6 protein-coding genes are annotated in these 7,244 nt (G+C 70.6%); 3 read left to right on the top strand and 3 right to left on the bottom strand.

Annotated features, from left to right (window positions below):
* Window positions 1-137 precede the first annotated feature (137 nt).
* From ACR9ZG_RS17175 to ACR9ZG_RS17165, 3 genes are all read right to left on the bottom strand, one after another.
* The gene (locus ACR9ZG_RS17175; protein WP_481286060.1) at window positions 138-821 is read right to left on the bottom strand and encodes a nucleotide exchange factor GrpE; all 684 of its coding nucleotides are present in this window, start codon (window positions 819-821) and stop codon (window positions 138-140) included.
* Window positions 822-823: 2 nt separating this feature from the next.
* Window positions 824-2,686, bottom strand: a complete 1,863-nt coding sequence (dnaK, locus tag ACR9ZG_RS17170) for a molecular chaperone DnaK (RefSeq protein ID WP_481286059.1) — start codon at window positions 2,684-2,686, stop codon at window positions 824-826.
* A gap of 159 nt (window positions 2,687-2,845) precedes the next feature.
* A complete protein-coding gene (locus tag ACR9ZG_RS17165) occupies window positions 2,846-4,429 on the bottom strand; it encodes an MFS transporter (RefSeq protein ID WP_481286058.1) in 1,584 nt (527 codons plus the stop codon).
* A 157-nt stretch (window positions 4,430-4,586) separates the two neighbouring features.
* Between ACR9ZG_RS17165 and ACR9ZG_RS17160 the strand changes: the two genes are divergently transcribed.
* The 3 genes from ACR9ZG_RS17160 (at window position 4,587) to ACR9ZG_RS17150 (ending at window position 7,120) form a co-directional block, all read left to right on the top strand.
* A complete protein-coding gene (locus ACR9ZG_RS17160; protein ID WP_481286057.1) occupies window positions 4,587-5,018 on the top strand; it encodes a YciI family protein in 432 nt (143 codons plus the stop codon).
* A gap of 7 nt (window positions 5,019-5,025) precedes the next feature.
* On the top strand, window positions 5,026-6,264 hold the full coding sequence (locus ACR9ZG_RS17155; RefSeq protein ID WP_481286056.1) for an RNA polymerase sigma factor: 1,239 nt from the start codon (window positions 5,026-5,028) through the stop codon (window positions 6,262-6,264).
* Window positions 6,265-6,415: 151 nt separating this feature from the next.
* Window positions 6,416-7,120, top strand: coding sequence for a GTP pyrophosphokinase (locus ACR9ZG_RS17150; RefSeq protein ID WP_481286061.1), 705 nt, complete (start codon window positions 6,416-6,418; stop codon window positions 7,118-7,120).
* Window positions 7,121-7,244 lie beyond the last annotated feature (124 nt).

Below are 7,244 nucleotides of genomic sequence, written 5' to 3'. Positions count from 1 at the left end.
ACCCTGTCCTGGCTGGCCCCGGCGCCGCCGCTCCCCGGCTGGCGGGGGCTTAGCGGTTGGTGTGGGTGGGGGGGGGGCGTATTCGGGAGCGGCGGGACCCGTGCCCCGCCGCTCCGTCATCGCATGCGTCGTGCCGGTCAGGCCGGCACCGAGACGACGACCTTGGCCACCCGGACCGTGGTCGAGCCCAGCCGGTAGCCGGTCTCGACCACCTCGGCGACGGTGTCGGCCGTCACATCGGGGGTGGGCTGCTGGAAGATCGCCTCGTGGATCTGCGGGTCGAAGGGCTCGCCCTTCTCGCCGTACGGCACGAGGCCGAGCCGCTCGACCGCCGTGCGGAGCTTGGCCGCGATGGTCGAGAACGCGCTCCCCTCGGGGAGGTCGCCGTGCTTCTCGGCGCGCTCGAGGTCGTCGAGCACCGGGATCAGACCCTTGACGGCCTCCCCCACGGCTCGCTCGCGCTCGATCTCGCGGTTGGCCTCGGTGCGCTTGCGGTAGTTGGCGTACTCCGCGGTGACCCGCTGGAGGTCGCCGAGCCGCTCGGCCGCGAGCTGCTCCGCCGTCGTCTGGCCGGAGAGGATGTCGAGGTCGTCGTCCGACAGGACGGTCTCCTCCTCCTCGCCCGGTCCGACGTCGACGAGCTCCTCGTGCGAGAGGTCGTGCCCGGCGGCGCCGCCCTCGGCGGCACCGCCCTCAGCACCCTCGGCGTCCGGCTGGCGAACCTTGCCGGTCTCGGGGTCGATCCTCCGCTTGTCGCGGATGATCGGCTCCTCGCGCTCGGGCTCGTTCGAGCCCTGCCCGTTGGGGTTCTCGTCGGACATGCTTACTTCTTCTCCTCGTCGTCGACGACCTCGGCGTCGATGACGTCCTCATCGTCGGAGCCGGACGCCTGCTCGCCGCCCTCGGCCTGCTCGCCGGCGGGAGCCGACGCGTCGGCCTGCGCCGAGGAGTAGATCGCCTGGCCGAGCTTCTGCTGGCTGGCGTTCAGCTTGTCGTACGCGGTCTTGACGGCCTCGTCGTCCTCGCCTGCCAGCGCCGTCTTCAGCTCGTCGACGTCGCCCTGGACCTCGTTCTTGACGTCCTCGGGGAGCTTGTCCTCGTTCTCCTTGATCAGCTTCTCGATCGAGTAGACGAGCTGCTCGGCCTGGTTGCGGGTCTCGGCGGACTCGCGGCGCTTCTTGTCCTCCGCCGCGTGCTCCTCGGCCTCGCGCACCATGCGCTCGATGTCGTCCTTCGGGAGGCTGGAGCCGCCCGTGATCGTCATCGACTGCTCCTTGCCGGTGCCCTTGTCCTTGGCGGACACGTGCACGATGCCGTTGGCGTCGATGTCGAAGGTGACCTCGATCTGCGGGATGCCGCGCGGCGCCGGCGCGATGCCGGTCAGCTCGAAGGTGCCCAGCGGCTTGTTGTCGCGGGTGAACTCGCGCTCGCCCTGGAAGACCTGGATCGCGACGGACGGCTGGTTGTCGTCGGCCGTGGTGAAGGTCTCGCTGCGCTTGGTGGGGATGGCCGTGTTGCGCTCGATGAGCTTGGTCATGATCCCGCCCTTGGTCTCGATGCCGAGGGACAGCGGGGTGACGTCGATGAGGAGGACGTCCTTGCGCTCGCCCTTCAGGACACCGGCCTGCAGCGCGGCGCCGACGGCGACGACCTCGTCCGGGTTGACGCCCTTGTTGGGCTCCTTGCCGGTCTCCTGCTTCACCAGCTCGGAGACGGCCGGCATACGGGTCGAACCGCCGACGAGCACGACGTGCGCGATGTCGGACACCTTGATGCCGGCCTCGCGGATGACGTCCTGGAACGGCTTCTTGGTGCGGTCGAGGAGGTCGCTGGTCATCTGCTCGAACTGGGCGCGCGAGAGCGTCTCGTCGAGGTTGGCCGGGCCGTTCTCGGTCAGCGAGAGGTAGGGCAGCTGGATGCTGGTCGACATGCTCGACGACAGCTCCTTCTTGGCCTGCTCCGCCGCCTCCTTCAGGCGCTGGAGGGCGATCTTGTCCTTGGAGACGTCGACACCGGTCGAGTCCTTGAAGCGCTTGATCAGCCACTCCACGATCCGCTGGTCCCAGTCGTCGCCGCCGAGGCGGTTGTCGCCGGCGGTCGCGCGGACCTGGATGGTCGAGAAGTCGTCGTCCTTGCCCACCTCGAGCAGGGAGACGTCGAAGGTGCCGCCACCGAGGTCGAAGACGAGGATGAGCTCGTCCTCCTTGCCCTTGTCGAGGCCGTACGCGAGCGCGGCCGCGGTCGGCTCGTTGATGATGCGGAGCACGTTGAGGCCCGCGATCTCGCCGGCCTCCTTGGTGGCCTGACGCTCGGCGTCGTTGAAGTACGCCGGGACCGTGATGACCGCGTCGGTCACGGTGTCGCCGAGGTACTGCTCCGCGTCGCGCTTGAGCTTCTGGAGGATGCGCGCCGAGATCTCCTGCGGCGTGTACTTCTTGCCGTCGATCTCCTGGGTCCAGTCGGTGCCCATGTGGCGCTTGACCGACGAGATGGTGCGGTCGACGTTGGTGACGGCCTGCCGCTTCGCGGTCTCGCCGACGAGCACCTCGCCGTCCTTGGTGAAGGCGACCACCGACGGGGTGGTGCGGAAGCCCTCCGCGTTCGCGATGACCGTGGGCTCTCCGCCCTCGAGCACCGAGACGACGGAGTTGGTGGTTCCGAGGTCGATACCTACTGCACGTGACATGTGTGCTTTCTCTCCTTATGTTGCCGTTGCAGAAAAGTCGTGGGGTCAAGAGTTGAGTCTGACCGACTCAAGAGTGTCATCCGCGCGGGATGGTGTCAAGGTCGGGCACCCAAAACTTGAGTACGTAAGACTCAACTTTGCTGGTGGGGCGGGTATTCCCTAGCCCAGCGACATCCGCTCGCCCGTGTCCGACGGCGCGGGGTCGGGCAGCCGGCGCATCCGCAGCGAGATCCCGATGCCGGCGAGGCCCGCCACGATCGGCACCGAGAGGGCGATCTGCAGGGCCAGGGGGCGCGACTCCGTGTTGATGCGGACGACCTCGTCGCGCACGGCCTCCGGCTCGTCGGCGAGGAGCTCCTTCAGCTGCGTGTTCGACATCACCTGGGCGTCCTCCTCCAGCGCCGCGGCCACACGGTCCTTGTCGTCCGCCGGCAGCACCGTGCTGGAGGCGGCGGCCGCGCCGAACGTGGAGGCGAGGGTCGCGAGCATGATCGCGCCCGCGAACGCGAGGCCGAACGACAGGCCGAACGATCCGGCGGCGGAGTTCACGCCGGCGGCCTCGCTCACGCGCTCGTCGGAGATGGGCGAGAGCGTGTAGTTGTTCAGCTGCGAGACCAGGAGGCCGAGGCCGCAGCCCGCCACGATGAGCGGCAGCGTGAGGTACCAGCCGGAGGTCGCGATCGGGACGAGCGGGATGATCGCGGCGATCCCGAGCACGAGCAGGCAGAAGCCCCAGAGGATGAGGTTCGCCGGCCTCCCGCGGGCCACCCTCCCGGCGATGATCGCCACCGCGAACATGCTCAGCGAGAGGGGCGCGATCGAGAGCCCGGCCCACAGCGCGTTGTACTCGAGCACCATCTGCAGATAGATCGGCAGCGCGATCATCGTGCCGCCGAGCGCGACCTGCTGGAGCAGCTGGCCGCTGGTGCCGGACTGGAACAGCTTGGACCGGAACAGCCCGGGATCGAGCAGGGTCGCCCTCCCCCGCTTCCGCTGGGCCAGCAGCCACACGACGAGCCCGCCCAGCCCGGCCACGCCGAGGACGATCAGGAGGAGCACGCGCTCGCCGCCCTCCTGCCAGACCAGGATGCCGGTCACGATGCCGCCCATGCCCACGACCGACAGCAGCGCGCCGACCAGGTCGACCGACCGGGAGCCGGTGTACGGCACGTCCTTCACCAGACCGATGCCCGACAGCACGACGGCGATGATCACGGCCTCGATGAGGAAGCCGACCCGCCAGGAGAGGAACGTTGTGACGACGCCGCCGAGCAGGGGCCCGACCGCGGCGGCGATGGCGGCGGAGGCGCCGACCAGGGCGTACACGCGCTTCTGGTGCTCTCCCTCGAAGTTGCCGTGGATGAGCGACTGCATCGCGGGCAGCAGCAGGGAGGCGCCGATCCCGCCGATCACCGCCCAGAACAGGATGATCGCGCCCAGATCCTGCGCGAGCGTCATCGCGATCGCGCCGATCGCGTAGCCGAGCAGCCCGAGGATGTAGGCGAGCTTGCGGCCGATGAGGTCGCCCGTCTTGCCGCCGATCAGGATGAATGCGGCCGACACCAGGGCCTCCAGCGCGATGGCGCTCTGCACGCCGCTCACCGTCGTGTCGAGGTCGCGCACGACCGCCGAGATCGACACGTTCATCAACGAGGTGTCGACCACCAGCACGAACATCGCCATCGCCAGCAGGATGGCGAGCCGCCCGTTGAACGGCTTCGCTGCGCCCTCGGTCCCGCTCATGCGCACACTGAAGCACACCGGGTGGCGGCTCGGCGATGGGGTCTTCGCGGTCCGTGGAGAAAAAAATCCCGAGCCCGATGTCGATCGCGGCCGGCGCCGTTCGACGCGATAGTAGGAGGGCGTGACGGACGCCCCGCACGAACGCAAGGAGAACCCCATGAAGTACATGCTGATCATGCGAGCCACCGACGCGGCCAAGGAGGCCTACGAGGAGATGGACTTCAACGAGGTCATCACCGCGATGGGGAAGTACAACGAGCAGCTCATCAACGCCGGCGTGCTGCTGGCCGGCGACGGACTGTCCGACGACGTCGCGACGACCGGCTTCGTGGTCGACTTCTCGACCACCCCGCCCACCGTGACCGACGGCCCCTACGGCGAGACCCACGAGCTGTTCAACGGCTTCTGGATCCTGCGGGTGAGCTCGAAGGAGGAGGCCGCGGAGTGGGCGAGCCGATGCCCGCTCGGCCCCGGCTCCAAGCTCGAGGTGCGCCGCGTGACCGACGAGAGCGACTTCGCCGGATTCGAGGACAACGAGTACCTCCAGAAGGAGGCCGGCTGGCGCGCCGAACTCGGCGAGAAAGCCTGAGCCGGCGATGACCGACGTCGCCGCGCGGGTGGAGGCGGTGTGGCGCATCGAGAGCGCGCGCATCGTCGCCACCCTCGCGCGCGTCACCGGCGACGTCGGCCTCGCCGAGGACCTGGCGCAGGAGGCGGTGGTGGAGGCGCTGCGGCAGTGGCCGCGCGACGGCGTCCCCGCCAACCCCGGCGCCTGGCTGACGGCGGTCGCGAAGCGGCGGGCCATCGACCACTGGCGCCGGCGCGACCGCCTCGACGAGCGGTACCGCGCGCTGGCGCACGACCTCGACGAGACCACCGACGACGCCTGGGAGCCCATCGCCGACGACGTGCTGCGGCTGGTGTTCACCGCCTGCCACCCCGCGCTCTCGCGGGAGGCGCAGGTCGCCCTGACCCTGCGGGCGGTGGCCGGCCTCACCACGCAGGAGATCGCGCGCCTGTACTTCGTGCCCGTCGCCACCGTCCAGCAGCGCATCGTGCGGGCGAAGAAGACGATCGCGGAGGCGCGGGTGCCGTTCGAGACGCCGGACCCGGCCGAGTGGACGTCGCGGCTCGGCGCCGTGCTCAGCGTCGTGTACCTGATCTTCACCGAGGGGTACGCCGCGACCTCCGGAGACCGGTGGGTGCGCGCAGACCTGGCGGAGGAGGCGCTCCGGCTCGGCCGGATGGTCGCCGCGCTGCTGCCGCGCGAGCCGGAGGCGCACGGGCTGGTGGCGCTGATGGAGCTGCAGGCGTCGCGCTTCGCCGCCCGGACCGCGGCAGACGGGTCGCCCATCCTGCTCGCCGATCAGGACCGCACCCGCTGGGACCGCGCGCAGATCGAGCGGGGCCGGGCGGCGCTCGCACGTGCCGACGCCCTCGGCCGAGGCCGCGGGCCGTACGCGCTGCAGGCGGCCATCGCCGAACGCCACGCGGTCGCGCCGAGCGTCGAGGAGACGGACTGGGCGCGCATCGTGATCCTCTACGAGATCCTGGGGCGGGTGGCCCCCGGCCCGATCGTCGAGCTCAACCGGGCGGCCGCCGTCTCGATGGCCACGGGGCCCGCCTCGGCGCTGCTCATCGTGGACCGGCTGGCGCAGGAGGGGGCACTGCGCGGCTCCCACCTCCTCCCGAGCGTGCGGGGCGAACTGCTCGCGCAGCTGGGCCGCCGCGACGAGGCGGTCGCCGAGCTGACGACGGCCGCGGGGCTGGCGGGCAACGAACGCGAGCGGGAGGTGCTGCTCGCCAAGGCGGCGGGGCTGCGGGAGGGCGCGTGATCCTGTCACGATCCGTGACGATTCACACCGCCCGCACAAGCGCCGTCGCTACCGTGAAACCATGCCGCAGGACCCCGACGACGCCGCCGCACCCGCCTCCCCGGGACCGTTCACCGGCCCCATCCCGCTCGCCGGCGAACACGGCGGGCCGATGCTCTCCTCCCGCGCGATCGAGGCGCTGCAGAGCATCGACGCCGACACGCTCAGCGAGGTGCAGGCGTTCCGCGCCGACTTCGCGCGGTTCATCATGCCGTACAAGTTCGGCATCGACGAGATCTCGACCAAGGTGTCCATCCTGCGCGAGGAGTTCGCCGAGCTGCACGACTACAACCCGATCGAGCACATCGCCAGCCGGCTGAAGTCGGCCGAGAGCATCGAGCAGAAGGTCGTGCGGAAGAACTGCGAGCCGTCGTTCGAGGCGATCCGCGACGCCATCACCGACATCGCGGGCGTGCGGATCGTGTGCTCCTTCGTCTCGGACGTGTACCGCGTGTTCGAGCTGCTCGCCGCGCAGGAGGACGTGCGCGTGCTGCGGGTCAAGGACTACATCGCCCACCCGAAGCCCAACGGCTATAAGAGCCTCCACGTGATCGTCGAGGTGCCGGTGTTCCTCAGCGGCGGGCCGGTGGATGTGCCGGTCGAGATCCAGCTGCGGACCGTCGCGATGGACTTCTGGGCGAGCCTCGAGCACAAGATCTACTACAAGTACGACGGGGAGGTGCCCGGGCACCTGCTGCGCGACCTCACCGCCGCCGCCAGCACCGCCGGCCAGCTCGACGTGACGATGGAGGACCTGCACCGGCAGGTGCGCGGCGACACGGGCGGGGTGCAGTACACGCTCCCGCAGCGGGCGTAGACCGCGCGCGGGCGGGCGGGAGCGCGCCGGGGGGGGGGGGGGGGGGGGGGGGGGGGGGGGGGGGGGGGGCCCCCCCCCCCCCCCCGGCCCGGGGGGGGGGGGGGCCCCCCCCCCCCCCCCCCCC

Source organism: Leifsonia sp. KNZ12-8B (genome assembly GCF_056755495.1).
The sequence above is the reverse complement of the archived record's forward strand: the minus strand, read 5'-3'. Positions and strand labels throughout refer to the sequence as shown.

Bases quoted from the DNA above. Each gene is read 5' to 3' on its own strand.
- ACR9ZG_RS17175 (WP_481286060.1), bottom strand. From the start codon at position 821: ATGTCCGACGAGAACCCCAACGGGCAGGGCTCGAACGAGCCCGAGCGC.
- dnaK (WP_481286059.1), bottom strand. From the start codon at position 2,686: ATGTCACGTGCAGTAGGTATCGACCTCGGAACCACCAACTCCGTCGTC.
- ACR9ZG_RS17165 (WP_481286058.1), bottom strand. From the start codon at position 4,429: ATGAGCGGGACCGAGGGCGCAGCGAAGCCGTTCAACGGGCGGCTCGCC.
- ACR9ZG_RS17160 (WP_481286057.1), top strand. From the start codon at position 4,587: ATGAAGTACATGCTGATCATGCGAGCCACCGACGCGGCCAAGGAGGCC.
- ACR9ZG_RS17155 (WP_481286056.1), top strand. From the start codon at position 5,026: ATGACCGACGTCGCCGCGCGGGTGGAGGCGGTGTGGCGCATCGAGAGC.
- ACR9ZG_RS17150 (WP_481286061.1), top strand. From the start codon at position 6,416: ATGCTCTCCTCCCGCGCGATCGAGGCGCTGCAGAGCATCGACGCCGAC.